Raw genomic sequence first — 25,124 nt, forward strand, 5'->3', positions numbered from 1 at the left:
TCCAGCGGGGGCTGTGGTGAGAAGAAGACTGTGTTCACTGGTCGTCGTGCCGGTGGTCGGTGGTGTCGGCCTGGTCGCGCCCGCGACACCCGCGGGAGCGGCGCCGGCCGCCTCGCAGGCTCCGGTCGCCCAGGCGGCGTCGTCCGAGGTGTACGTCAGCAGGACGTACTGCCCGTACCCGGGCGGTACGGGGGACGGGACGGTCGACCGGCCGTACTGCACGATCTCCGCCGCCGCCGCGGTGGCGCAGCCGGGGCAGACCATCCTGGTGCAGCCCGGTTCGTACACGGAGACGGTGGCCGTCACCCGCTCGGGTGCCAGCGGTGCGCCGATCACCTTCCGGGCGGTGAACGGCCCGGCGGGCCACGTGCAGCTGGGCGGGTCCGCCGGCGGCCACGCGTTCCTCCTCCGAGGGGTGCACGACGTGCGGGTCGAGGGCTTCTCGGTGCGGTCGTCGGGCACCGCCGAGCCGGTCCTGGTCGACGGCTCGACCGCCGTGACCGTGGACACGCTGACGGTCCGCCCGCCGGCCGGCGCGGCCGGCGTACGCGTCACGGGGGCGTCGAGCGACGTGACGGTCAGCCGGGGCTGGTTCGGCGCCTCCGGGACGTCCGGGGTGGCGATCGACGCCGGTGTGGCCGGTGGCGTGATCACCGGCAACCAGTTCCGGGGTGGCCTGACGGTCACCGACGCGCCGGGCACGGCGATCACCGGGAACACGCTGGTGACCGGCTGCACGTCCGGCATCACGGTGGCCGGTGCCTCGCCGGGCGTGGACCTCCGGAACAACATCGTCCAGGCGGCCGACCTGTCCGGCGGCGCACCCGCCGCCTGCGCCGACCCGGCCGCCGCCACGGCGATCGCCCTCTCGCCGGCGTCCGTCGCGCGCAGCGTCGCCGACTACAACCTGATCGACCCGGTGAGCGGCGGCGCGCTCTACGCGTGGGGCGACACCGCGTACACCGACCTCGCGGCCTTCCGCGCGGGGACCGGCCAGGGCGTCCACGACATCGCCGCCGACCCGAAGCTCACGCCGCAGCAGGGCACCGAGCGGCCGTGGATCGCCCTCGACCCCACCTCGCCGGCGGTCGACTCGGCCGACGCGACCGCGGTCGGCTCGGGCCCGGTCGACCTGCTCGGCAAGGCCCGTGCCGACGCACCGGGGGTGCCGAACACGGGCACCGGTTCGGGATACCGCGACCGGGGTGCGGTCGAGGTCGCGAGCCCGCTCACCGGCACCGGCACGCCCACCGTGAGCCGCAAGGTGGGCGGTGACCCGTACGACATCGTGACCCGGCTGTCCTGGGCGCACTCCTGGCCCGCGGAGACGGATGTCGTCAACGCCTTCGCCTTCCGCCTCGGCGGCGACCGCTTCCTTCAGGTCGGCAACGGCACGGTGCACGAGCAGCGGGTGCGCCGGGCGGGCCTTGCCTGCGTCGGGGTCTACTTCAGCGCCGACGGCTTCCGCACCATCTCCGATGTGAACTTCGTGCAGAGTGGCTGCACCGTCGTCGGTGCCCGCTACAACCCGGTCACCCCGACCCGACTGCTGGACACCAGATCCGGCATCGGCGTCGGCACCTCCGTGCCGGTCGGGCCCAACGCCGAGGTGCTGCTGCCGGTCCCGAGCATCGGTGGGGTGCCGGCGACGAACCTCGACGCGGTGGTGTTGAACGTGACGGCGACGCAGCCGACGACTGCCGGCTTCCTCACCGTCTACCCGGACGGCAGTGCGCTGCCGAGCGCGTCGAGCGTCAACTACGTGGCCAATGAGACGGTGCCGAACCTGGTGACCGTGCCGGTGACGAACGGGCGGATCCGCTTCCGCAACAGCAGCAGCGGCACCGTGCACATCGTCGCCGACCTCCAGGGCTGGTACGGCGGCAGCGGCTCCGGGTTCAAGCCCTTGGTGCCGGTGCGGGTGGCTGACAGCCGCGAGGGCACGGGCGGGCCGTACCTGCCGGACACGACGCGGGAGCTGGACCTGTCGTCGAAGGTGCCCGCCGACGCGACGGCCGTGATCCTGAACGTGACGGTCACCGCGTCGACGACCGCAGGCGTGCTGAAGGTGTACCCGGGTAGCTCGCTGGTGCCGGTCGCGTCCAACCTGAACTTCGTGGCGGGGCAGACGATCCCCAACCTGGTGATGGTGCCGGTGGTCAATGGCAGGGTGAACATCTACAACCAGAGCTCCGGCACGGTGCACGTGATCGCCGACCTGGCCGGCTACTTCGGGTCGGCGTCGTCCGGGGCCGACCAGACCTACGTGCCGTTCGGTCCGCGGCGGGTGGCGGACACCCGGGACGGGACCGGCCTGTCGTACCGGCCGGTGGGGCCGATCGCGGCGAACTCGTCGATCACTTTCTCCCCGCAGAACGTGCAGGGCAGACAGCCCTGCGGCAGCCCGGCCCTGCTGTGCCCGACCGCGGTGGTGGCCAACCTGACGGTCACCGGGTCGACCAGGGCCGGCGTGCTCATCGGATACCCGTACAACAAGCCGCGACCGACCGCATCGAACGTCAACTTCATCGCCGGTGAGACGGCCGCCAACATGGCCGTCATCGGAACCGAACTGGGTGCGGTGGCGCTGTACAACGCCAGTTCGGGCGACACTCACGTGATCGTCGACCAGGCCGGCTACTTCATCGCCGCCGCGTCCTGACCCCCCCGCTGCGAACCGGGGCCGACACCGCTCGTTCGGGTGGTGCCGGCCCCGGCCGTTGCAGCGATGGTGACCGATCGTCCGACGTGCCGGCTCAGCGGTGGCGGTAGTCTCCGGATGGACCATGATCGACATTGGACGGGGATGTTTCATGGGCAGGCGTCGCTTCGCCGGATTCGCAGTCGTACCCCTGGTGCTGGCGGTAGCCGGGCCGGCGGCCCCGGTCCGCGCCGCGGCGCCCGCGCCGGTCACCGCTCGCGCCGTCGCGCCGGTCGCCGCCCAGTCGGCCGCTGCTCTGAGCGAGCTGTACGTGGACCAGAAGCGGTGTGCCGCCGCCGGGGGCACCGGGACCAGCGACGACCCGTTCTGCACGGTCTCGGCGGCCGCGGCCGTCGTGCAGCCGGGCCAGACCGTGCTGGTCGAGCCGGGGCACTACGAGGAGGTCCTGCGGCTCACCCGCTCCGGCACCCCCGACGCACCGATCACCTTCCGCGCCTCGGCCGTCAAGGGTGACGTGCGGATAGGCCGGGTCCGCACCATGGAGGGACCGACGACCGGCAGCGTCGTCATCGTCGCCGGCGTGCACGACGTGGCGCTGCGGGACTTCGTCGTCGAAGGTGTGGCCGGTGCGACCGCGGTGACGGTGGAGGGCTCGACCCGGGTGACCATCGACGGCAACGGCGTACGCGGCGCCGAGGCGACCGGCGGCGTACGGATCAGCGGTGGCTCGCGGGACGTGACGGTCAGCCGGCAGTGGTTCCTGATCGGCGGCGGGCCGATGGTGGCTGTGGAGCCCGGCACGGTCGGCGCGGTGGTCGTCGGCAACCAGGGCTACAGCCGGGCCGGGGTGGCCGTCACCGACGCGCCGGGCACGGTGGTCACCGGGAACACCCTCATCACGCTCTGCCAGCCGGGCGTCGCCCTGGCCGGCGCCTCGTCGGGCACGAGCGTCCGCAACAACATCGTCTCGACCGGCACGATCGTTCGGCGGGTCTGCGCCGACCCGGCGGCCGCTCCGGCGATCACCGTGGCCCCCGGGTCCACGGCCGGCACCGTCGTCGACCACAACCTGCTCGACCCGGTCGGCGGCGGGCCCTTCTACGTCTGGGACGGCACCGCCCACCCCACCCGGGACGGTTTCGTCGCGGCGACGGGTCAGGGCGTGCACGACCTGACGACGAACCCCGGGATCGACGTCGTCGACATCAACTACATGCGGGGCTGGATCACGCTCCGGCCCGGTTCACCCGCCATCGACTCGGCCGACGGCTCCGCCCCGGGCGCACTGCCCAGCGACATCCTGGGAAACCCGTACAGCGACGACCCGGCCGTGCCGAACAGCGGCACCGGAAGTGGTTACCGGGACCGGGGTGGCTGGGAACGGCAGGGCCCCGGCGACGCCGGCGAACCCGACATCCGGAGGGCGGCCGGCGGCGGCCCGCTGGACACGGTGGCGAGCAGCACCCCGACCCACGCCTGGCCGGTCGAGCGCGAGCAGGGCGCGTACGCCTTCCGGTTCAGCGAACAGCTCAGCCCGCGCAGCACCGACGCGCCACGGGCCAGCTACACGTTCCGCCGCGCCGGCTCGGTGTGCGTCGAGTACTTCGCCAGCTCGAACGGCTTCCGCTACGTGCACGGCGGCAACGGGTACGTGGGCCGGGCCTGCACGGTGACCGGGGCGCACTACACCGCGGTCGCGCCCACCCGCCTGCTGGACACCCGGGTCGCCCTCGGCGTGCCGACCACGGTGCCGGTGCCCGCCGGCGGCCGGGTGGCGCTCGACCTGCCGCGGATCGACGGGGTGTCGGCCGCCGACGTCAGCGCGATCGTCCTGAACGTCACCGTCACCGGGCCCACCACGGCCGGTTTCGTCAAGGTCTACCCCGACGCCACCCGCGGCACCGACACGTCGAGCGTCAACTTCGTGGCGAACGAGACGGTGCCTAATCTGGTCACCGTGCCGATGGGTGACGGCCGGATCCACCTGGAGAACGCCAGCGGTGGGACCGTCCACCTGGTGGCCGACCTCCAGGGCTACTACAGCGCCCGGGGCTCCGGTTTCGCTCCGGTGGCGCCGGTGCGGGTGCTCGACACCCGGTCGGGAGCGGCCGGGCCGATGGCCTCCAACGCCGATCTGCACCTGGATCTCTCCCAGGTCCTGCCGGCCGACGCGACCGCCGCGATCCTCAACGTCACCGTCACCCAGCCGAGCACGGCCGGTGTGCTCACCGTCTATCCGGACGGCACGCCGGTGCCGGTGGCGTCCAACCTGAACTTCGTGGCCGGTCAGACGATCCCCAACCTGGTGACCGTGCGGGTCGTCGGCGGCCGGGTGGCGATCCGCAACGCCAGTTCCGGCACCACCCACGTCGTCGCCGACCTCGCCGGATACTTCGGGTCCGCGGCCTCCGGCGCGACCCAGAGTTACGTGCCGTTCGGGCCGGCCCGGATCGCCGACAGCCGCACGGGCGCGGGCCTGATCGATCGCACGGCCGGCCCGTTGGATCGGCAGTCGACGGTGAGTGTCAAGGCGTGGTACTTCTCGCCGGTGGAGGGCGGCGCGTGCACCTCGGTGTGCCCGGCGCCGACGGCGGTGGTGGCCAACCTGACCGTCACCGCCCCGACCACGGCCGGCGTCCTCACCGCCCACCCCTACCTGCAGGCGCCGCCCACCGCGTCGAACGTCAACTTCGTCGCCGGTGAGACGGCCTCGAACCTGGCGGTGATCAAGACGCGGGACGCCAAGCTGTCCCTCTACCACAACAGCTCGGGCAGCAGCCACGTGATCGTCGACCAGGCCGGCTACTTCATCCCCGCCGCGTGACCGGACGCCGAGGTTGTCGGTCGCCTCTGCGATGCTGACCCGGTGACCACCGTCTGGCGTCGGCTGCCCGCACCCGCCCGCGAGATCGCGGTGACCGCCACCGAGGCGGTCACCGCGGCGACCCGACAGGACGCCCCGGCCTACGACGAGGCGGTGGCCCGGCTCGGCACGGCCGAGCGGTCCGGTCTCGTCCTCGGCGCGGTGGTCCGGCTGCTGCTGGAGGAGAGCCACCCCGACGGTCTGGACGGCGACGACGTCCGGCAGGTGCTGGAGCGCTGCGTGCGGGGTGCGCTGCCGTGGCGGCCCGACGTCGACCCGCACGTCCTGCTGGTCCTGCTCGCCGGCGCCCTCGGCGTCTACGACCCGGGTGACGACGACGCACCCCCCGACCCGGCGGCGATCGCCCGGCACGCTCCGCTGCTCGTGGCCGACCTGCTCGCGGGCGCCGGGCGGCCGCTCGACGCCTACCTGTCGGCGGCCTTCACGGAGATCGAGCGGGCCGAGCGGCAGGACTAGCCAGGCCGACCGGGCCAGCGGGGCGCGGGTTCTCGGAAGGCGCCGCGCGGCGCGGGACGCCGGCAGCAAGATGGCGGCATGCCCACGTTGCGGTCCCGCTACCTGCGGACCGAGGCGGCTCACCGGACGACGAGCTTCGAGATCTTCTTCGACCTCGTCTTCGTCTTCGCGCTCACCCGGATCGTCGAGTTCATGGCGCGGCAGCCCAGCGGCGTCGCCCTGACCCGGGGGCTGCTGCTGATCCTGCTGCTCTGGTTCTCCTGGTCGGCGTACGCCTGGTTGGGCAACGAGGTCCGGGCGGACGTGGGTCTGATCCGTGCGGGCACCCTCGTGGCCATGGCGGCGATGTTCCTGGCCGCGCTCGTGATCCCCGACGCCTGGGGGGACGAGGAGGCCGGCCCCCGCGTGCCCGCGCCGCTGATCCTGGCGCTCGCGTACGGAGTCGTCCGGGGCCTGCACCTGGTGCTCTACCGGTACGTGTCGTCGAGCCGACAGTTGAGCCGGACGCTGCGGCTGATCGCCGTGCCGGCGTTGCTGGGCTGGTCCGCGCTGGTGGCGGGCGCGCTGCTCGGCGGCGACACCCAGACCCTGCTCTGGGCGCTGGCGTTCGTGATCGACGTTGGTGGCGGTCGTTTCGCCAGCAGGTACAGCCCCTGGCAGTTGCGCAGCGTCAGCCACTTCACCGAGCGGCACCGGCTCGTCATCATCATCGCCATCGGCGAGTCGTTGATCTCGATCGGTGCCGGGGCCGGCACCGAGCTGGCGAACTGGTCGGTGCCGGTGACGGCGCTGCTCGGCCTCGTCGTCGCGGTCTGCCTGTGGCGGCTCTACTTCGACCGGGTCGCGCCGGCCGCCGAGCGCGCGTTCGAGCTGGCCGAGGAGCCGCGGCGGGGCACCATCGCCGGCGACGCGTACAGCCTCATCCACTTCCCGCTGATCGCCGGGATCATGTACGTCGCGCTCGGCATCGAGGAGGTGTTGGCGACGCTGATCCACGAGCCGCCGGACGGGCACGACGCGCTGCGGATGCCCGCGGTCGTCGCGTTGTACGGCGGCTCGGCCGTCTACCTCGGCGGCCGCACGCTGTTCCTGCGGCTCACCACGGGCCGGGCCCCGTGGCTGCCGCTCGTCGGCGCGGGGCTGGCCCTGGTGCTCCTGCCCGTGGCCGGGCTGGTGCCGGCGATGGTGGCGCTGGTGCTGCTCGTGGTGGTGCTGATCGGGCAGTGCGAGGTGGAGCGGCACGCGTCGACCCTGGCGCGGCCCCGCAAACGGGGCCGGCCCGCCACCGGATGACCGCTGCGGCTGGTCAGGAGTTGGTCGCGGGGCCGAACACCGGCGTCCACTCGCGTACCGAGGTCACCTCGACGCCGGGCGCCGTGTAGTACGGGTCGTCCGCCAGGATCTCGTCCAGCCGCTCGCGGGAGACCATGAAGATCAGCAACGCGCCGGAGTCGTCCGGCCAGGGGCCCGAGGCGAGGATCTCGCCCTGCTCGTAGAGGGCACTGAGCCGCTCCCGATGGGCGGGCCGGGCCTCCAGCCGCCGCGGGTCCTCGCTGAAGGTGAGTTCGACACAGAACATGGCGAGGACCCTACGCCGGCCGCCCGCACCGCGCTGTGTCACCAGCCACCGCCGTCCGACCGTGGTACGCGGCGTCAGCGGGACAGCCGTTCCCGTAGCCAGTCCGGCTTCGGGTTCACCACCGCCTCGCCGCCCGCCACCACCGTCGGCACCGTCTCGTCGCCGCCGGTGACCGCCCGCACCGCAGCCGCGCCCGCCGGGTCGCTCCAGATGTTGACCCAGTGCGCCCGGCCGGCCCGCGAGCCGAGCCGGAACCGCAGCCGCAGGCAGTAGCGGCAGCCGGGCCGCCAGTAGACGACCGGCCGGCCGTCCGCCGCGCTGAGCTGCTGCGCCCGGGCCGCCGGAAGCGACCGGGGGAAGAACAGCGGTGACAGGAGGAACGCGACCGCCAGGAAGATCGCGGACCAGATCACGGCCTGCCACGGCCGGTCCTGTCCGGTCGCGACGAGCACACCCCAGGCCAGCGTCAGCACCGCCAGCGACCAGTTCCGCAACATGACGAGGAATGCTAGCCCCGTCCCGGGTCGACCCCGCCGGCGCCGCGGGATCGGACGGGGCCGGGGGCTTCAGCTCTCCGCGGCCTCCGCGAACACCTGGGCCGCGATCTGGTAGCCGTCGAACGCCCGGGCGACGCCGGCGTACGCGGCGACCTGGAGGAAGACCTCGACGATCTCCTCGCGGGTGGCGCCGGAGTGGAGTGCGATGCGGAGCTGGCCGCGCAGCGGCTCCAGGACGCCGAGGGTCGCGGCGATCGTCACGGACACCAGCGCCCGGGTGCGGGTGTCCAGGTGGTCGGTGCGCGGCCAGACGTCGCCGAAGGCGTGGATGGTGGCGATCCGTTTGAAGTCCTCGGCGTTGTCCGGCTCGCCGGGACCGGCGCCGAGGAACCGTTCCAGGCGGAAGCCGAGCAGCCGCTCGGCCGTGTCCAGCGCGGTGGCGTACGCCGGGTCGTCCGCCACCGGATCCTGCGTCGTCATGAGGCCACTGTCCCAGCCGGGCGGGCGAGAGGGACCGTCTTCGGGCAGAAGTAACCGCGCAGGGTGTGACCGTGGTCGCAGGGCGATCGCCGGACGCGCGCCCGCAGCGGCGCCGGAAACGAGTCAAGGCCCCTCCGTGGAGGGGCCTTGACCTACTGTTACCTCTGGTCGGGGTGGCCGGATTCGAACCGACGACCTCTTCGTCCCGAACGAAGCGCGCTACCAAGCTGCGCCACACCCCGAGGCGTGCCGACAAATAGTAGCCCACCCGGTCCGATGGTCAAACTCGGTACCCCGCCCGTCGCCGGGCCGGCCGGATCAGCGCGGAATGAGCGTGAGAACGCTTGCCTCCGGTGGGCAGGCGAACCGGACCGGCGCCGTCGGGTGGGTGCCGAGGCCGGCCGAGACGTGCAGCCACGAGTCGGACCCGGGCCAGCGGTGCAGACCACGGGCCATCGAGCGGGGCAGCCCGCAGTTCGTGACCAACGCGCCGACCCCCGGTACGCAGACCTGCCCGCCGTGGGTGTGCCCGGCCAGGAGCAGGCCGAAGCCGTCCGCGGCCATCTGGTCGAGCAGGCTCGGCTCGGGGGAGTGGGTCAGCGCGATCGACAGGTCCGCCGTCGCGCTCACCCGGCCCGACACCGCCGGGTAGTCGTCGCGCTCGACGTGCGGGTCGTCCACGCCGACCACGTCGATCACCCGCCCGCCGGCCTTGAGCGTCGTACGGACGTTGTTCAGGTCGACCCAGCCGGCGCCCGTGAACACGTCGCGCAGCTCCTCGTGGGGCAGCTCGACGCCCTCCGTGTACTCCCGGTCGGGCAGGAAGTAGGTGAAGGGGTTCTTCCAGACCGGGCCGGTGTAGTCGTTGGAGCCGAAGACGAAGGCGCCCGGGTAGTCGAGGAGCGGTTGGAGCGCACGCAGCACGCCGGGCACGGCGTCGGGGTGGGCCATGTTGTCGCCGGTGACGACGACCAGGTCGGGGTCGAGGGCGGCCAGCGACGCCACCCAGCGCTGCTTGCGTCGCTGGTCGGGCATCATGTGCAGGTCCGAGAGGTGGAGGATGCGCAGCGGCTCCGCGTCGGCCGGCAGCACCGGCACGTCGTACCGCCGGAGGGTGAACATGTTGCGCTCGATGAGCGACGCGTACGCCAGGGCGGCCGCTCCCGCCGCGACGGTTCCGGCCGCGAGCCGGAATAGTGTGCGCTTTCGCATGGCGTTCAGGGTAGTTTGACCGTCCATGAGCACGCTGAAGGACCGCCTGACCGCGGACATGCGCAGTGCCCTGAAGGCCCGCGACGAGTTGACCACCTCCACCCTGCGGATGGCCCTGGCCGCCGTGGGCAACGCCGAGGTCGCCGGGAAGGCCAAGCGCGAACTCACCGACGACGAGGTTCTCGCGGTGCTGACCCGGGAGTCGAAGAAGCGCCGCGAGGCGGCGACCGCCTTCGCCGACGCGGGCCGCACGGAGCAGGCCGCGAAGGAGACCGCGGAGGGTGAGGTGCTCGACCGCTACCTGCCGAAGCAGCTCTCCGACGCCGAGCTGACCGACCTGGTGGCAGGGGCGCTGGCGGCCGGCGGCTTCACGGGCAAGGCGCAGATGGGCCCGGCCATGAAGGCGGCCCAGGGCGCGGTGGCCGGCCGGGCCGAGGGCGGCCGGGTCGCCGCCGAGGTCCGTCGGCAGCTCGGCCTCTGACCCGACGCTCCACCAGCGGCGTACGCGAACCCGACCAACCCGGTACGCGAAGAACGGGCGGGCACCCCTGTCGGGGTGCCCGCCCGTTCGCGTTCTCCGGCGCGGTCGGCGGCCGAGCGACGATCAGCCGCCGGGGCGACCGCCGCCGGGGCGACCGTTGGGCGGCCCACCGGGCTGGTTGCCCGGGCCACCGGGCTGGTCGCCCGGCTCGCTCCCGCCGCCACCGCTGCTGACCTGGATGGTGACCACACCGCCCTTGATGGTCCGGCCGCTCGGGCTGGTGCCGGCGGCGGTGTTCGGCGGGCAGCTGGAGGCGACCTTCGTGTCGGAGACGACGACCTCGAACCCGGCGCCCTTGATCCGGGACTTGGCGTTGTCGACCGGCTGGCACTTCACGTCCGGGATGGACCGCTGGTCACCCTCGGAGATCTTCTTGCCCGGCGGCTCGAAGTTGATCCGGGGCTTGCCCTTCATCGCGTCGCGCAGCGTCTCCCACACCGGCGGGTTGATGCCGTTCGGCTCGTTGTGGCCCATCTTGACGTTGGTCTGCGGCCAGTCGGGGTCGGCCATGATGCCGGCGACCGCGTACTGCTTGGTCATCGCGACCAGGGCGGCGGTCTTCTCGGAGTCGGTGGTGCCCGACTTGCCGGCAACCGGGGCGTTGACGATGCTCTTCACCCGCGCGGCCGTACGGCTGCCGCCGCACTTGCTGGTGGAGGAGTTGTCACCGACCGGGCAGCGGGCGGCGTCGACGGCGGCCCGGGCCACCTCGGTGCTGACCCGCTTCTCGCAGTGCGGGTTGGCGATGTCCAGGCTCTTGCCGTCCGGGCCGGTGATCTTCTGCACCGGGATCGGGTCGCAGTACTTGCCGTCGGCGGCGAGGGTGGCGTACGCGTTGGCGAGCTCCAGCGGGGTGGTCTGCGAGACACCGAGGGTGAACGCGCCCCACTGGTGTGCCGCCTCCTTGGTCCCGCCGAGGTCGATGTCCTCGGTGGTGCGGAACTGGATGCCGAGCCGCTTCGCCACGTCGACCACGTTCTCCGCGCCGACCTGCTGCTGGAGCGGGACGAAGTACGTGTTGATCGACTGCGCGAACGCCGACCACATGTTCTGGACGCCGCCGGCCTTCTTGCCGGAGTTGGTCGGGCAGTAGAAGTGCGTGCCCGGGCAGGCGGCGGGGCTGCTGCTGCTGATGATGTACTCGGACTTGAACTGCTGCGGCGCGTTCATCGAGTAGCTGAGCGGGATGCCCTTCTCCAGCGCCGCCACGATGGTGAAGATCTTGAAGGTCGAGCCGGCCTGGTAGCCGGTGATGCCGTCACCGCCGGTGAGCAGCGGGTTCACCGTGTTGGGATAGTTGCCGTGCTGGCCCTTCTGGCGCCGCTTCGGGTCGCTGTGCGGCTTGTTCGCCGGGCGCTTCGGGTCGTCCAGCTTGAAGTTGCGGTTCACCGAGAGTGCCCGGACCCGGCCGGTGCCGGGCTCGACCACGGCGACCATCGCCGCTTCCTTGCTGTTCACGCTCTTGGCCCGGCGCACCGCCTTGTCCGCGCCTCGCTGGGCCTGCGGGTCAAGGGTGGTGATGATGGTGTAGCCGCCGCTCTTGAGCCGCCGCTCCCGGTCGTACGAGGTGGAGCCGAACGTCTCCTGCTGCAACCACCAACGGTAGAAGTAGTCGCAGAAGAAGCCCCAGTCCTTCTCGTTCGTGGCCACGCAGCCGTTCGGGGTGCGCTTGTCCTTGACGACCAGGTCGGTCGCCTTGGCGGCGTTCGCCTCCTCCTGCGTGATCGCCCCGATCTTGACCATGTTGTCGATGACGTAGTTACGCCGGTCGAGGGCGAGCGGCCTGCCGCTCTTGGTCGTCGGGTCGTTGGTGGTGGGCGCCTTCACCATGCCGGCGAGGAGCGCCGCCTCCTCGATCTTGAGGTTCTTCGGGGCCTTGCCGAAGTAGACCTGGCTGGCGGCGAAGATGCCGTACGCGCCGTTGCCGAAGGCCGCGATGTTCAGGTAGCGCTCGAGGATCTCGTCCTTCGAGAGCTCCTTGTCGATCTGGAGCGCGTAGCGCATCTCGCGGAGCTTGCGGGCGCTGGTGTCCTCGGTCGCGGCGACCACGTCGGCCGGGTGGGTGGCCGAGTAGGCGATGGCGAGCCGGACGTACTGCATCGTCAGCGTCGAGGCGCCCTGCCGGCCGTTCACGCCCTCGTTCTGGTTGTTGACGAACGCGCGGGCGACGCCGTTGAGGTCGACGCCGTTGTGCTTGTAGAAGTCGTGATCTTCGGCCGCGACGATGGCCTTCTGCATGTACGGCGACACATCGGCGAGCTTCACGTCGCGTCGATTCTCGTCGTACATGGTGGCGAGCGGTGTCTTGCCGTCCGCGGCCAGCAGATAGCTGATCTGTGGCGGTCGGGCCACGGTCAGCTCTGTGGGCAGTGCGCCGAAGGTCTCGGCGCCGGCCTTCGCGGCCAGTCCGGACATCGCCACCGCGGGGAAGGCCGCCGCTGCGACCACCACGCCGGCCAACAGGCCACATATGAGCAGCGATGCGGCGTTGGTCAGCACATTGTGGTCACGTTTCCGCATCCAGGTCACCTCGACAGGGTACGCGAACAGATAACGAGGGGCGCTGGGGCGTTCTTTCCCCATTTCCTGCGCGCGCTGCCCTCGTTGTGCTAAACGCACGACCCCTGGTGCGTGGTTGCGTGGGACCCGACGCTGAGTTTCCTCCTGACGAGGTGACGCCGCAGCGTTTTCACGTACTGGGGAGGGGTAAGCGGCGGTCAACGGCCCGGGAAGCCGGGAGTGTCCGGAATGATGGATTTCGCCGACAACGTTGCGTAATCGGGCGACTACAGAGCATGATGATGGCGGCGACAGCGCCACATGTCGTCCGTGCCGCCTTGGGGAAGGCCGGTCGGGCGATCGGGGGGATTGCCGGCTGACGCGTAACGAGGTCGGTAGGTACTGCAAGGGGGGACGTGTACACATGGGCATGATTGCCGACTGGCCGTCGCTGGCGGCGTGTCAGAACGGGGACCCGGACGCCTTGTTCGTCCAGGGCGCCGAACAGAACGTGGCGAAGCGGATCTGCCGGAGCTGCCCAGTGCGGTACGAGTGCCTGGCTGACGCGCTCGACAACCGGATCGAGTTCGGCGTGTGGGGTGGCATGACCGAACGCGAACGTCGGGCGCTGCTGCGCCGTCACCCCCAGGTGACGAGCTGGCGCAAGATGTTCGAGGCCGCGATGAAGAAGAACAGCAAGGACAAGTCCGGCAAGGACAAGATCCTGGTCACGACCGGCTGATCGCCGCGCCGATCGTCCGCAGCCCGTCGACGTCGTGGACGTCGGCGGGCTGTGCCGTCACCGAGACCGTCGGCACCGCCGGGAACGCCTCGGTGAACCGGGCCGCCACCTGCTGCTCGCGTACCGACTGCCGGGCCAGCGCCGCGTGCGCCCGCAGCACGTCGGCGGCGCCCTCGTGTCCACCCAGCTCGGTCAGCCGGTCCGCCGCGGCGCGGCTGCGGGCCGCGTCCAGCTCCGGCACCGCCGGCCGGTGGACCCGGTTGAGCACCAGGCCGGCGAGCGGCATCCGCTCCTCGCGGAGCCGCCCGGCGAAGTAGGCGGCCTCCCGGACCGCGTCCGACTCCGGGGCCGCGACCAGCAGGAACGCCGTCTCCCGGGCCTGCAGGATGCGGTACGTCTGCTCCGCGCGCTGGCGGAAGCCCCCGAACATCGAGTCGAGGGCCGCCACGAACCCGGACAGGTCGGTCAGCAGCTGGGCGCCGAGCACCTTCTGCACGACCTTGGAGAACATCCCGAACGAGGCGGTCACCAGGCTGAACATGCTGCGTCCCCCGCTGCGTGCCGGGGCCAGCAGCAGCCGCAGCATCCGGCCGTCGAGGAACCGGGACAGCCGGGCCGGCGCGTCCAGGAAGTCGAGCGCCGAGCGCGACGGCGGGGTGTCGACGACGATGAGGTCCCACTCGCCCCGGGCGTGCAGCTGCCCGAGCTTCTCCATCGCCATGTATTCCTGCGTGCCGGAGAAGGTGGAGCTCATCGCCTGGTAGAAGGGGTTGGCGAAGATCTCCGCCGCCTTCGCCGGATCGGTGTGCTGGAGCACCACGTCGTCGAAGGTCCGCTTCATGTCGAGCATCATGGCGTGCAGCTCACCGCCGCTGGCCTCGACGTCGATGCCCTTCACCTGCCGGGGCGTGTTGTCCAGCTCGGTCAGGCCCAGCGACTGGGCCAGCCGGCGGGCCGGGTCGATGGTGAGCACCACCGTCCGGCGCCCGTGCCGCTCGGCGGCCCGCAGTGCCAGCGCGGCGGCCGTGGTCGTCTTACCCACCCCGCCGGCCCCGCAGCAGACCACGATCCGTACGCCCGGATCGGCGAGGATCTGGTCGACGTCCAGCTGCGGCGCTGCGTCTTCGGAAGGCACCAATCGAGCGTATCGGGCCGGCTGCGTCCGTGCCCCCGTGCTGACCGCAGGTGTGAGTCAATCCGCCTTGAGCAGCGCCTCGGCGAGGGCGGCGAGCCCCGCCCGGTCCACCCCGTCCGGCAACAGCGGCAACTCCGTGAGCGGCAGCCCCAACTCCACCAGGTCGGCCCGGAGCGAATCCTCCAGCTCACGGCGGACCACCTGGTCGCGGGCCTCGTCGTGCAGACCGGCCACGATCTCGCGGTCGGCGGGCAGCCCGGCGGCGAGCAGCCCGCGCCGCAGCTCGGTGGTCGTGACCACCCGGCCGGCCGGCAGCGGCGGCCGGGTGCCGTTGACGATCACGCGGCCCACCGGGAAGCCGAGCGAGGTCAGTTCCTCGATCGCGTCGACCGTCTCCTGGACCGGCATCTCCTCCAGCAGCGTCACCACGTGCACCGCGGCCATCGGCGAGCGCAGCAACGCCGCCACACCCTCGCTCTGGGTCTTGATCGGGCCGACCTTGGCGAGCCGGGCGGTCTCGGCGGTGACGTTGAGGAACCGGCCGATCCGCCCGGTCGGCGGAGCGTCGAGCACCACCGCGTCGTAGACCCGGCGCTGGCCGACGGTGCGGGTCGTCGCCTCCTTCACCTTGCCGGTGAGCAGCACGTCCCGCAGACCGGGGGCGATGGTGGTGGCGAAGTCGATGGCGCCGAACTTGCGCAGGGCCCGACCGGCGGCGCCCAGCTTGTAGAACATGTCCAGGTACTCGAGGAGCGCCTCCTCGGCGTCCACCGCGAGCGCCCGCACCTCACCGCCGTCGGGCGCGTCGGTGAGGTGGCGCTCCTCGTACGGCAGCGGGTCGGTGCCGAAGAGCTGGGCGATGCCCTGCCGCCCCTCCACCTCGACCAGCAGCGTCCGTCGTCCGCCGCTCGCCAGTGCCAGGGCCAGGGCGGCCGCCACGCTCGTCTTGCCGGTGCCGCCCTTGCCGGTCACCACGTGCAGGCGGGCGGGCCACCCGTTGCCGGCAGGTTCGGCCGGTCGCTCAGCTGCTCGCACCCGTCGAGCCTATCCAGCCGCGGGGGTCAGGCGACCTCGCAGACCCACCAACCCGTCTTCTGCACCACGGTGAAGCGCAGCTCCTGGTCGGCCACCTTCTCGTCGGCGGTGGTCATGGTGACCGTGGCGGAGACGGTGGCCCGTTCCCCGGTCCGGTTGTCCACCGTCGGCGTGGTCCACCGGAAGCGGGGGTTCTGGTAGCCGGCGGCGTACTTCTCCACCTCCGCCACCTTCGCCGCGATCTTGTCGTCGTCCCGGGCCGAGGCGCAGACGAGGCTGGCCGCCTTCGCCGCGTCGCGCTCCTTGTAAACGGCGGTCAGGAACTGGTCGACGGCGACCGCGGGTTCCTTCGCGCCCTCACCGGTCTCCACGTTGCGCAGGGTCAGGAAGGCGATCACGCCGCCGCCGACGCAGAGCACCAGGATCACGACCAGCGCGATGGCGGCGATCAGCACCCCACGCTGCTTCTTCGGCGGAACGGGCGGCCCGAGCGGCGGGAACGCGGACGGGTCGCCGCCGGGCGGCGGACCGACCGGTGGCGGGCTCGCCGGGGTCGCGGCGGGGAGCGCCGGGTCGGCCGGGGCGGCGCCGGGAGCCGGCGGAACGGGCGGGGCCGGCGGGGAGTCGGCCGGCTGCGCGGGAAGGCCCGGCTGCCCGGCGGCGCCGGGTTGGGCCGGCGGGGTGGCCGGCGATCCGGTCGGGTCGCCGCTGGGCGGTTGGGTCATCTCGTCCCCCGGGGGTGCGGCGCTCGCGCCACCCGGCGCCGAGCGTGAAGTCGAGCCCGCGGCCACGCGACGCGTGCCGTCGGAACGGAAGGGTAACGGTCGATCAGTGGCCCGGTGTCGCCCGTGGCGGCGCTCCTCGGATGGGAGCGCGGCCAGGCGGGGGAGCGTACCCGGCATCTGTCACATATGCGACTGGCGATGAATGGGCCGCGCGCGTCCTGTTGGCGGGACTTCGATGCCGGACCTACGGTCGTGCCGGCACGGGGGACCGGGCCGGGCGCGCGGCCCGGGCCGACGCAGCGGGGACTTGACCAGGTACGACGCCCGGAGGCAGTGCATGCGCGACGCGGAGAACATCCCTCGAGCCCAGTTCCCGGCGAACGACCGGGCGCGCCGGGTCGGCGCCGGGGGCGAGGCCGGGGGGCCGGTCGGAAGCCTGCCGGTGAACGAACGGGCGTACCGCCGGATCGCGGAGCCGGTGGAGGTCGTCCGGACCCTCGGCCGGGCCGTCCCGGCCGGTCGGGAGGAGGAGGAACCGGGCTACGTCATCCACCTGCCGATCCGGGTACCCGACCTGGCCGCGGCGACCGTCCTCGCCGGTCGGGTCGCCGTCTCGCTGGGCTTCCTGCCCGAACTGGACGCGGGCGAGACGACCGTCTCGAAGGCCGACGACCAGAACAACCGGCACCGCGTCTTCTGCGACCTGCTGCTGCCCGACCGGTCCCGCTGCCCGCAGAGTTACGAGCACGACGGGCCGTGCGGCGAACTCCCGGCCGCGCCCGAGCAACGTCCCGCACCCCCGCCGTCCGCCGGACCGTAGGCTGTGCCTCGAAGATTCCGCGTCTTGAGGGAGCCCTGCACCGATGCAGAAGTGGGAGTACGCCACGGTCCCCCTGCTGGTCCACGCGACCAAGCAGATCCTCGACAACTGGGGTGAGGACGGGTGGGAGCTCGTCTCCGTGGTGCCCGGTCCTAACCCTGACCAGCTGGTCGCCTACCTGAAGCGGCCCAAGGCATGAGCAACGGTCCGCACGCGAAGCTCGCCGAGCTGGGTCACGAGCTGCCCGAGGTGGTGCCTCCGGTGGCCAGCTACGTGCCGGCGGTGCAGTCCGGCCAGCACGTCTACGTCTCCGGGCAGCTCCCGGTGGCCGAGGGCAAGCTGCTCGCCACCGGCAAGGTCGGCGCCGGCGTCTCCGCCGAGCAGGCCAAGGACCTCGCCCAGCGCTGCGCGCTCAACGCGCTCGCCGCGGTCGACTCGCTGGTCGGCCTGGAGAACGTGGTGAAGATCGTCAAGCTGACCGGCTTCGTGGCGTCCGCGCCCGGCTTCACCGGTCAGCCCGCCGTGATCAACGGCGCCTCCGATCTGTTGGGCGCGGTCTTCGGGGAGGCCGGGCGGCACGCGCGCAGCGCCGTCGGCGTGGCCGAGCTGCCCCTGGACGCCCCGGTCGAGGTCGAGGTCATCGTCGAGGTCGCCTGACCGCCGCTCCCGCTCCCCGCGATCCGGCCTCGTACTCCGGGGTGAAAGCCGTGAACAGGCACAAAGCCCTGCGCGGTAGCCGCAAGATCGTGGGGAGCGGCGGGCGGGGCCGTACGATCGCAGCCATGACGGGGCACGTGACCGCGCCGGCGGCGGCGCTCGCCGACCAGCTGCCGGCCTGGGTGACGCTGCTGCGCGCGCCGAACCCGGGCCCGATGACCCTCGACGGCACCAACACCTGGCTGCTCCGTGCCCCCGGCGCGGAGCACGCGATCGTCGTCGACCCGGGCCCGGCGGACGAGGCGCACCTCGCCGCGATCACCGCCCACGGGCCGGTGGCGCTGGTGTTGATCACTCACGGCCATCCCGACCACACCGCGGGCGCGCCGCGGTTGAGTGAGCTGATCGGGGGTGCGCGCGTCCTCGCCGCCGACCCGGCGCACACCATCGGCGGTGAGCCGCTGACCGCGCCGGGCGAGCACTTCGGCGGCCTCGGCCTGGAGATCCGACTGCTGAACACCCCGGGTCACACCGCCGACTCGGTCTGCTTCCTCGTGGCGCACGGCGACGAGCGGGTGGTGCTCACCGGCGACACGATCCTCGGGCGGGGCACGACCGTCGTCGCCCACCCGGACGGGCACCTCGGCGACTACCTGAGCAGCCTGGAGCTGCTCTCCACGTACCGCGGGATCCCGGCGCTGCCCGGCCACGGCCCGGCGCTGGCCGACTGCGGTGCGGCGGCCGACTTCTACCTGGCCCACCGGCGGGCCCGGCTGGACCAGGTCCGGGCCGCCGTGGCGGCGGGCGCCGGCACCCCGGCCGAGGTCGTCGCGGCGGTCTACGCCGACGTGGACCGGTCCCTCTGGTGGGCCGCCGAATGGTCGGTACGGGCGCAACTGGAACACCTCGGGGTGGAGATCCGGGAATCCGCGCCCGGGGGTACGGAGTTGGATCAGCCGTGACCTGCCCGGTGTGTGGAACCGTCGCCGTCCCCGGCGCGCGGTTCTGCCACAACTGTGGTTCCGCGCTGCCGGCCGCGGCGATGCTGCCGGCCGCCGAACGCCGGGTGGTGACGGTGCTCTTCGGCGACCTCTCCGACTTCACCTCCTGGTCGGAGGACCTGGACCCCGAGCGGGTCGGCGCGGTCACCGACCGGGTGCTCGCCGCCCTCGCGGGCGCGGTGAAGACGTTCGGGGGCCACGTCGACAAGCTGACCGGCGACGGCATCATGGCGGTCTTCGGCGCCCCCGTGGCGCACGAGGACGACGCCGAGCGGGCGGTGCGCGCCGCGCTCTCCATGCAGCGGGCGGTGCGCCGGGTGCTCGACGACGAGCGCGGCGGCGGTGCCCCCCTCGGCCTGCGGGTCGGGCTCAACACCGGCGACGTGATCGCCGGGATCCAGGCCGCGATCGAGTACACGGTCATCGGCGACACGGTCAACACCGCCGCCCGGCTGGCCGACGCCGCCGCCGTCGGCGCCGTGTACGCCGGAGCCAGGACCTCCGCCGCCACCCGGCACGTCGCCTCCTGGCGGGCGCTGCGACCGCTGCGGCTCAAGGGCAAGCGGGAGCCGGTCGAGGCGTACGAACTGCTCGGTCTCCTGGACGCGCCGGGCACCCGGTCCGGTCTCGGTGACGAGGCGCCCTTCGTGGGTCGGGAGACCGAGATCGGGCGGGTCGCCGGTCGCCTCGCCGAGGTCATCGACCGGGGTGAACCGCGGGTGCTGCTGATGACCGCCGAGGCGGGCATCGGCAAGAGCCGCTTCGCCGCGGAGGTGGAGCGCCTCGCCGCCGGCTACGACGTCGGCGCCGGCCGGTACGCCGCGCACACCGGCGCCCGGGTGCTCTCGGTGCGCTGCGCCGCGTTCGGCGAGCGGCGCCGGCTCGCCCCGCTGGCCGACCTGGTCCGGGCCGCGGTCGGCCTGCCCCACGACTCGTCCACCGCGCTCACCCGCCCGGCGGTCGAGGAGCGGCTGCGCCGCCTCGGCCAGCGGCTCGCCCGCGGTGGGAGCGAGCAGGTGCCGATCGCCACCGACCAGCTCCTCGCCCTGCTCGGCTACGCCGAGCTGCCCGCGCACGGCGGCACCGACAACGGCGAGTGGAGCGGCACCGGCGCCCCGCCGGCCGACGCCGAGGCGGTGCCCAACGCGGTCGCCGACCTGCTCAGCGCGCTCGCCGTGGAGGCGCCGCTGGTGATGATCGTCGACGACCTGCACGACGCGACCGCCGAGACCATCCGCGCGCTCGGCACGACCCTGTCCCGGCTCACCGGCCCGGTGCTGGTGCTGCTGCTCGGCCGCCCCGAGCTGGTCCGGACGGCCGGCACCCTGACCCGCGTCGCCGACGCCGAGGTGCACGCGCTGCCGCCGCTGCGCGGCGCCGACGCGTCCCGGCTGCTGACCAGTTACCTCGGCGGCGGCCGGTTGCCCCAGACCGACGGCGACCGGCTGCTCGCCACCGCCCAGGGCAACCCGTTCTACCTGGCCGAGCTGGTCACCCTCTTGATGGAGCGGGGGGCGCTGACCGCCGGACCGGGTCGGGGCGCCGACGTCGGTTGGCGGCTCGCCCCGGGCTCGCTGGGCAGTCGGCTGCTCTCCCGGGACCTCGCCGCCGTCCTCGCCGCCCGCATCGACGCGCTGCCGCCGGACCCCCGGTCCGTGCTGCGCGACGCGGCCGTGGTGGGTGACACCGTGCCGACGGGCGCGCTGGAGGCGCTGCGGGAACAGCGAACCGGGTCGGCCGGCCGGCCGGCGGCGGTCGCCGCGGTCGAGCTGGAACGGGCCGTCGACGAGCTGCTGCAACGGCGCATGCTGCACCGCACCCGCACCGGTTACGCCTTCGCCACCCCGCTCATGCGGGAGGCCGCGTACACCGGGGTCAGCAAGGCCGAGCTGGCCGAACGCCACGCGGCGCTGGCCCGCTGGGCGGCCCCGGAGCCGGCGGAGGGCGACGCGGCGCCCACCACGACCGGCGGGTTCACCGAGGCCGACCGGGACGACTTCGTCGCCGAGCACGTCGAGCGGGCCGCCGCGCTCGCCGACGCGATGAACCTGCGCCCGGACGCGCCCGCCCGTGCCGTCGTCCCGCTCGGCGTCGCCGCGCTCGGCCGGGCCGCCCGCCGGTCCCTCACGGCGGGTGAGCCGGTGCTCGCCGTCGACTACGCCGAACGCGCCGCCGAGCTGACGCCCGACGGCGTGCCCGCCGCCGACCAGGTGGTGCACGCCCGGGCCCTCCTCCAGGTCGGCCGGGTGACCGACGCCCTCGCGTTCGCCGAGAAGATCGCCGCCAACGCGGGCGACGAGTCCACCCGGGCCAGCGCCCTGCTGCTGGCCGGGCAGGCCCACCAGACGACCGGCGACCAGACCCGCGCGGTGGCCGCCTGGCAGGAGGCGTTGCAGGTGGCGAACGCCGGCAACCTGCCCACGCTCGGCGCCACGGCGATGCGCCGGCTCGGCATGGCCGACTTCGTGGCCGGGCGGCTGAGCCAGGCCAGCAGCCGGCTCGCGGGGGCCTACCAGGTCAGTCTCGCCGCGCAGGACCGCCGCGGGCAGGCGTGGTCGTTGCAGAACCTGGCCTGGGTGACCACCACCCGAGGGGACTTCGCCGGCACCGACGCGGTGCTGGGCCGGGCCGCGCGGCTCTTCGCCGAGTCGAAGGACCCGTACGGGCGGGCCTGGCTGCGCGGCACCACGGCCTTCGCCCGGCTGCTCGCCGGTCGGCTGGGCGAGGCGTGCCGGCTGGCGCGGGTCTTCCTGCCCTTCGGTGAGCGGGTCGGCGAGGCGTGGGCGGTGGGCACGCTGCGCGCGGTCGAGGCGTTCGCCGCCGCCGAGCTGGGCGAGCTGGCCGACGCCGACCGGGAGGCGCGCCGCGCGTACCGGGAGTTCGCCGCCGCGTCCGACGACTGGGGACGCGGCTTCGCGCTGGTGGTACGGGCCGTCGTGGCGCGCGGGCTGGGCGAGCCGGAGCACGCCGCCGACCTGCTGGCCGACGCGACGACGTACGTGTGCCGCACCGCCCACCCGCTGCTGACCGGGATGGCCGGCACGTTGCGCGGCTTCGTGGCACTGGACCTGGGCGACGTGGCCGCCGCCGAGCGGGAGGCCCGGGCGGTGCTCACCGCGGTCGAGCCGCACAACCCGCAGGCGCCGGTCCAGGTGGCGCCCCGCGTGCTGCTGGCGACCGCCCGGCTGGCGGCCGGTGACTCGGCGACCGCGGTGGGGCTGCTCGCCCCGGTGGCGACGGCCGCGGCGAACACCTCCTCGCTGCTCTTCTCCCGCCGCCAGACGTGGGCCCGGTACGCGTCGGCGTTGCTCGCCCACGGGCAGCGCGACCAGGCGTTGGACTGGGCCCGGCGGGCGGTGTCCGCCCCGGCGGAGGACGTGCGCAGTCAGGTGATCGCGGCCGGCGTGCTGGCCGAGGCGCTCGCCGCGTGCGGGCACCCGGACGAGGCGCTGGCCAGCGCGGAGGAGGCGGTCCGGCTGGCGTACGCGACCGAGCAGCGCAGCGAGCGGTACGCGGCCGAGGCGCTGCGCAACCGGATCGCCAACCCCTGAACGGTTCTGCCGGTTTCGCCGATGGCATCCCGGTCGATGCGCGGTTAGCGTGTCGGCGTCGATGGGGCCGTCCAGCGAGGGGGGCCTTCGGTGCCTGGGGAGGGCCGAGATGAAGCTGCCGCGTACGGTCGCGGGCTGGACGATGGCGGTCTTCGGCGTGCTCGCGCTGGTCATGGGCGCGGTCGGGCTGCTCTGGCCGGAGGCGATGCTGCGGTCGCTGGGCTTCGAGGTGCCGGCCACCCGCGCGCCGGGCGACCACACCGGCACCTTCCTGCTCGCCTCGTCGATGGCGTCGTTCAACATGGGCGTCTACTACCTGCTGGCCACCGCCACCGAGTGGCGCGCGTTCTACCGCTTCACGGTGGTGTTCCGGCTGGTCACCTTCACGGTCTTCAGCATCGCGGTGCTCGCCGACATCGCGCCGGGCCGGTTCTTCGGCGTCGCCGCGTGGGAGGGCGCGGGTGCCGTGGCCACGGCGCTCGGGCTGTGGTGGGACGCCCGTCGGGCCGGGTCCGATGGTGGCGCCGCGCCGGCCGGGGACGCCGCCTCGGCGGCGGTGGATCGGGGTGCCGGCGACGGCTCCGGGGCCGGTGGCACGGCGCCCACCGTCGATGCGGTGCGCTGAGCCGTCAGCCCGGTTCGGTATTTTCGAGCGGTGACCGACACCCCGTCCGGCGGCCTGCCGGTCCCCATTGTGCCTGGTCTAACCGATTTGCGGGTCTTTGCCCGAGGTGGCTACGCGACCGTCTACCAAGCCACGCAGATCTCGGTGGGCCGCGAGGTCGCGGTCAAGGTGGAGAACCGCACGCTGGACAGCGAGCGCGACCAGGCCCGGTTCCTGCGCGAGGCGCGGGCGGCGGGCCGGATGTCGTCCCACCCGCACGTGGTCGACCTGTTCGACGTCGGGGTGACGGTCGACCAGCACCCCTACCTGATCATGGAGCTCTGCGACGGGTCGTACGCGGAGCGGATGCGGACCTCGCCGCTCGGCGCGGCGGAGGCCCGCGACCTCGGCATCAAGATCGCCGACGCGCTGGCCCACTCGCACGCGGCCGGTGTGCTCCACCGGGACGTGAAGCCGGCCAACATTCTCTACTCGCACTTCAACTCGGCGGTGCTCGCCGACTTCGGGCTCGCCGTGCTGGCCGAGGTGCGCGACGCCTCGGTCACCCTCGAGGTGTTGACGCCGGCCTACGCGCCGCCCGAGATGTTCAGCCACAGCCCGCCGTCGCCCGCGGTCGACGTCTACGCCCTCTGCGCCACGCTCTACGCCGTGATGCACGGCCGGCCGCCGCGCTGGCAGTCCGAGCGCAACCCGAGCCTCGTGACCGTGCTGGAGATGTTCAACCAGCCCATCCCCGGGCTGCCGGGAGTGCCCGACGAGCTGGTCGACGTGCTGCGCGCGGGGATGGCCAACGACCCGGGCGACCGACCCTCCGCCGTCGAGCTGCTCGGGATGCTCTCCGCGTTGCCGATCGAGCCGACCACCGCACCGGTCAGCGGCGCTCCGGTCAGCGGCGGCCCCGCCGGCTCCGGCGGCCCGTACGCCACCGGCCACGCCGTCCGGCCGGCGCCCCGCACCTCGACGGATGACGCCCACCCCACCCTGCCCAGCCCGACCCGCGGCGAGGGCAGCCGGTGGTGGCGTCGGCGCTGGTTCCTCGGCGGCGCCGGGGTGCTCGCGCTGGCCGGGGCGGCCACCGCCGGAGCCTGGGTGGCCGGGGGCAACCCGACGCCCGGCCCGTCCCCTTCGGTGAGTCAGGCGGCCGCCGGCACGGCCGGCGGGATGCTGCCCGGCTGCACCACCGAATCCGGTGCGACCGCCGTCCTGCCCGGCGGCGCCCGGTGCCTCCCCGAACTGGAGTGCTTCGGGCCGGTACGGGTGCGCGGCACACGTGCCGAGGCGGCTCGGGTCTCCTGCGACGGCCGGCACACCTGGGAGACCTACGCCGAAGGTCTGTTGCCGGTCTCCCTTGTCGGTGCCGGCTACGCCGAGGTGAGTGCCGCGCCCGCCGTCCAGCAGGTGTGCGGCGTCGAGACGTTCCGGCTGACCACCGGCATCGACGCCCCGACGGGCTGGCGCCTGGAGGTGCTGCCACCGGTCGAGGGCAACGTCGACCGCACGTTCCGCTGCCTGGCCGGGCGGGGGGTCGACGCGTTGACCGGGCCGACCCTCACCGGTCGCTGAGCCGGTCGCGGTCCTCGAACCGTCCCGTGGTGTGTCGCCGGTCGCGCACCGCGCGGAGCGCGTCGCGGCTGTCCAGGGCGTCCAGAGTGTCCGCGTCGACGGCGAGCGGACCGGCGGCCGGCTGGCCGGGCACCGCGGGGCCGTCCGTCGTCGACTCGTCCGCCTGCCGGGCGGCGGCCACCGAGACTCCGGCGATCGTCGCGAGCAGGACGCACAGCAGAGCCAGCAGCACGCCCAGGAAGTCGTGCCGCCGCCAGACGGCGAGCGTCACCAGCAGTGCGAGGGCGGCCACGGCGGCGACGACCGCCACCGTCCGCGCGTCTGGCCTGGTCAACCGGTTCACCCGTCCAGCATGTCCCCATGGGCGCGGCTGTCAACCGTTCCACGGTAGGCTCGTGGTGGCGTCAGCGACGACGAAATCGTTACATCGGTCAGTGGATTGACCCCGAAACCGGTGTCT

22 protein-coding genes and 1 tRNA gene are annotated in these 25,124 nt (G+C 73.3%); 13 read left to right on the top strand and 10 right to left on the bottom strand.

Translation table 11 applies throughout. From position 1 onward, the window contains the following. Positions 1-16: 16 nt before the first annotated feature. The 4 genes from ACIBTV_RS00400 to ACIBTV_RS00415 all read left to right on the top strand — a co-directional run bounded on the left by ACIBTV_RS00400 (position 17) and on the right by ACIBTV_RS00415 (position 7,295). On the top strand, positions 17-2,662 hold the full coding sequence (locus ACIBTV_RS00400) for a hypothetical protein (protein WP_396700862.1): 2,646 nt from the start codon (positions 17-19) through the stop codon (positions 2,660-2,662). 151 nt (positions 2,663-2,813) lie between these two features. Continuing rightward, positions 2,814-5,486, top strand: coding sequence for a right-handed parallel beta-helix repeat-containing protein (locus tag ACIBTV_RS00405; RefSeq protein WP_396700863.1), 2,673 nt, complete (start codon positions 2,814-2,816; stop codon positions 5,484-5,486). A gap of 42 nt (positions 5,487-5,528) precedes the next feature. Continuing rightward, positions 5,529-6,002 carry a hypothetical protein gene (locus ACIBTV_RS00410; RefSeq protein ID WP_396700865.1) on the top strand — a complete coding sequence of 158 codons (474 nt, stop codon included), beginning with the start codon at positions 5,529-5,531 and terminating at the stop codon, positions 6,000-6,002. A 78-nt stretch (positions 6,003-6,080) separates the two neighbouring features. After that, positions 6,081-7,295 carry a low temperature requirement protein A gene (locus tag ACIBTV_RS00415; RefSeq protein WP_396700867.1) on the top strand — a complete coding sequence of 405 codons (1,215 nt, stop codon included), beginning with the start codon at positions 6,081-6,083 and terminating at the stop codon, positions 7,293-7,295. A 13-nt stretch (positions 7,296-7,308) separates the two neighbouring features. Here the strand turns inward: ACIBTV_RS00415 and ACIBTV_RS00420 are convergent, their stop codons facing one another. The 5 genes from ACIBTV_RS00420 to ACIBTV_RS00440 form a co-directional block, all read right to left on the bottom strand. Further along, the gene (locus ACIBTV_RS00420) at positions 7,309-7,581 is read right to left on the bottom strand and encodes a YciI family protein (RefSeq protein WP_396700869.1); all 273 of its coding nucleotides are present in this window, start codon (positions 7,579-7,581) and stop codon (positions 7,309-7,311) included. 74 nt (positions 7,582-7,655) lie between these two features. Further along, positions 7,656-8,078 (bottom strand): glutaredoxin domain-containing protein, encoded by a 423-nt coding sequence (locus ACIBTV_RS00425; RefSeq protein WP_396700871.1) that lies wholly within the window; start codon positions 8,076-8,078, stop codon positions 7,656-7,658. Positions 8,079-8,147: 69 nt separating this feature from the next. Then, positions 8,148-8,558 (bottom strand): carboxymuconolactone decarboxylase family protein, encoded by a 411-nt coding sequence (locus ACIBTV_RS00430; RefSeq protein ID WP_396700873.1) that lies wholly within the window; start codon positions 8,556-8,558, stop codon positions 8,148-8,150. A 165-nt stretch (positions 8,559-8,723) separates the two neighbouring features. Further along, positions 8,724-8,800 (bottom strand) — tRNA-Pro (locus ACIBTV_RS00435). A gap of 76 nt (positions 8,801-8,876) precedes the next feature. Then, a complete protein-coding gene (locus tag ACIBTV_RS00440) occupies positions 8,877-9,770 on the bottom strand; it encodes a metallophosphoesterase (protein WP_396700875.1) in 894 nt (297 codons plus the stop codon). Between the two features lie 25 nt (positions 9,771-9,795). Here ACIBTV_RS00440 and ACIBTV_RS00445 point away from each other — a divergent pair, with 25 nt between their 5' ends. Beyond that, the gene (locus tag ACIBTV_RS00445) at positions 9,796-10,251 is read left to right on the top strand and encodes a GatB/YqeY domain-containing protein (protein ID WP_396700877.1); all 456 of its coding nucleotides are present in this window, start codon (positions 9,796-9,798) and stop codon (positions 10,249-10,251) included. A 123-nt stretch (positions 10,252-10,374) separates the two neighbouring features. On the opposite strand, the gene ACIBTV_RS00450 is transcribed toward ACIBTV_RS00445, so the two are convergent. Next, positions 10,375-12,831, bottom strand: coding sequence for a penicillin-binding protein (locus tag ACIBTV_RS00450; protein WP_396700879.1), 2,457 nt, complete (start codon positions 12,829-12,831; stop codon positions 10,375-10,377). 403 nt (positions 12,832-13,234) lie between these two features. On the opposite strand from ACIBTV_RS00450, the gene ACIBTV_RS00455 reads away from it, so the two are divergent. Further along, positions 13,235-13,552 (top strand): WhiB family transcriptional regulator, encoded by a 318-nt coding sequence (locus ACIBTV_RS00455; RefSeq protein WP_091594219.1) that lies wholly within the window; start codon positions 13,235-13,237, stop codon positions 13,550-13,552. Here the strand turns inward: ACIBTV_RS00455 and ACIBTV_RS00460 are convergent. Genes ACIBTV_RS00460 through ACIBTV_RS00470 form a run of 3 tightly spaced genes read right to left on the bottom strand, consistent with a single transcriptional unit; the run spans position 13,539 to position 16,447 of the window. Then, the gene (locus ACIBTV_RS00460) at positions 13,539-14,690 is read right to left on the bottom strand and encodes an ArsA family ATPase (protein WP_396700881.1); all 1,152 of its coding nucleotides are present in this window, start codon (positions 14,688-14,690) and stop codon (positions 13,539-13,541) included. The two genes, ACIBTV_RS00455 and ACIBTV_RS00460, sit on opposite strands and share 14 nt — an antisense overlap. A gap of 54 nt (positions 14,691-14,744) precedes the next feature. Then, entirely contained in the window at positions 14,745-15,722 is a 978-nt protein-coding gene (locus ACIBTV_RS00465; protein WP_396700883.1) for an ArsA-related P-loop ATPase, read from the bottom strand. 26 nt (positions 15,723-15,748) lie between these two features. Next, on the bottom strand, positions 15,749-16,447 hold the full coding sequence (locus ACIBTV_RS00470; protein ID WP_396700885.1) for a hypothetical protein: 699 nt from the start codon (positions 16,445-16,447) through the stop codon (positions 15,749-15,751). 337 nt (positions 16,448-16,784) lie between these two features. Here ACIBTV_RS00470 and ACIBTV_RS00475 point away from each other — a divergent pair, with 337 nt between their 5' ends. From ACIBTV_RS00475 to ACIBTV_RS00505, 7 genes are all read left to right on the top strand, one after another. Further along, entirely contained in the window at positions 16,785-17,267 is a 483-nt protein-coding gene (locus tag ACIBTV_RS00475) for a hypothetical protein (protein WP_396700887.1), read from the top strand. 43 nt (positions 17,268-17,310) lie between these two features. Then, entirely contained in the window at positions 17,311-17,466 is a 156-nt protein-coding gene (locus tag ACIBTV_RS00480) for a DUF4177 domain-containing protein (RefSeq protein ID WP_091594229.1), read from the top strand. Beyond that, positions 17,463-17,924 (top strand): RidA family protein, encoded by a 462-nt coding sequence (locus ACIBTV_RS00485; protein ID WP_396700889.1) that lies wholly within the window; start codon positions 17,463-17,465, stop codon positions 17,922-17,924. The genes ACIBTV_RS00480 and ACIBTV_RS00485 overlap by 4 nt, the downstream gene beginning before the upstream one ends. Positions 17,925-18,049: 125 nt before the next feature. After that, positions 18,050-18,886, top strand: coding sequence for an MBL fold metallo-hydrolase (locus tag ACIBTV_RS00490; RefSeq protein ID WP_396700891.1), 837 nt, complete (start codon positions 18,050-18,052; stop codon positions 18,884-18,886). Next, positions 18,883-22,476 carry an adenylate/guanylate cyclase domain-containing protein gene (locus ACIBTV_RS00495; RefSeq protein ID WP_396700893.1) on the top strand — a complete coding sequence of 1,198 codons (3,594 nt, stop codon included), beginning with the start codon at positions 18,883-18,885 and terminating at the stop codon, positions 22,474-22,476. Before ACIBTV_RS00490 ends, ACIBTV_RS00495 begins: the two co-directional genes overlap by 4 nt. A 109-nt stretch (positions 22,477-22,585) precedes the next feature. Next, a complete protein-coding gene (locus tag ACIBTV_RS00500; protein WP_396700895.1) occupies positions 22,586-23,101 on the top strand; it encodes a hypothetical protein in 516 nt (171 codons plus the stop codon). Between the two features lie 30 nt (positions 23,102-23,131). Then, positions 23,132-24,664, top strand: coding sequence for a serine/threonine-protein kinase (locus ACIBTV_RS00505; protein WP_396700897.1), 1,533 nt, complete (start codon positions 23,132-23,134; stop codon positions 24,662-24,664). On the opposite strand, the gene ACIBTV_RS00510 is transcribed toward ACIBTV_RS00505, so the two are convergent. Continuing rightward, entirely contained in the window at positions 24,651-24,998 is a 348-nt protein-coding gene (locus tag ACIBTV_RS00510) for a hypothetical protein (RefSeq protein ID WP_396700899.1), read from the bottom strand. The two genes, ACIBTV_RS00505 and ACIBTV_RS00510, sit on opposite strands and share 14 nt — an antisense overlap. Positions 24,999-25,124: the final 126 nt, after the last annotated feature.

The sequence above is a fragment of the Micromonospora sp. NPDC049366 genome (genome assembly GCF_044466625.1).
Taxonomy (GTDB): domain Bacteria; phylum Actinomycetota; class Actinomycetes; order Mycobacteriales; family Micromonosporaceae; genus Micromonospora.